This window comes from Chryseobacterium sp. BGARF1 (genome assembly GCF_001677955.1).
Lineage (GTDB): Bacteria > Bacteroidota > Bacteroidia > Flavobacteriales > Weeksellaceae > Chryseobacterium.
This window is the reverse complement of the sequence record NZ_LELA01000124.1, coordinates 1-798: the sequence shown is the minus strand read 5'-3', so window position 1 is coordinate 798 and position 798 is coordinate 1. Positions and strand designations below refer to the sequence as shown.

The following is a 798-nucleotide window of genomic DNA, read 5'->3' as shown; positions in this document are numbered from 1 at the left end:
AAAGATTAATCATGGATTTAAACCTTTCGAAGAGGAAGCAGTAAAAATAATAGATTCACATTCAATGATAGATTCTAAAAATATTGCTTTAAATCTGTTAAAAAGTAATTTTTATCAAATCCGGTCATGCGCAGTGTTTATTTTAGGTTTCATATCTTCTGAGGACAAATCTGCTCTTCATACTCTAAAAGAACGTGCTAAACTAGATAGTAGCTGGCAGGTTCAAGAGATAATAGCAAAAGCATTTGACCAATTCTGCAAGGATAGCGGATATGAAAATTCTCTACCTCAGATCAAAGAATGGTTAACCAATGAAAATCCCAACGTTTGCAGAGCAGTTACAGAAGGATTGAGAATTTGGACAAACCGTTCTTATTTCAGAGAATACCCTGACGAAGCAATAAAGCTTATTTCCATTCATAAAGCAAGCACAAGCGAATACCTTCGGAAGTCAGTAGGGAACTCATTGAGGGATATAAAAAAAAAGCACCCTGAACTTATTGAAAATGAAATATCTAAATGGAATCTTGATGATAACAATATTGCATTTACGTATAGTTATGTTAAAAATCGTCATTGATAAAATGATTATTTTTTTAATTTATCATTCATTTATGAGCCATTTAATCATACTTTATAAATATCTAATTAAAAAAGTATTAGATTATTTTACTTAATTATTTTAGTTTTTAATTTGATTAAGAATTTCTTTAGATCATTGTCTGAATCTTTAATTTCTTTTCTTCTGTATTTATTTGGTTCCACTTCAACAAGGGCTAAATCAGCTTTATTATACAC

The 798-nt window shown here is 29.6% G+C and carries 1 protein-coding gene; it reads left to right on the top strand.

The window, feature by feature from the left end; genetic code table 11:
- Nucleotides 1–580: DNA alkylation repair protein (locus tag AB671_RS19910; RefSeq protein WP_228391008.1), on the top strand; the 580-nt coding region annotated here is incomplete at its 5' end.
- Between the last annotated feature and the right edge of the window lie 218 nt (nt 581–798).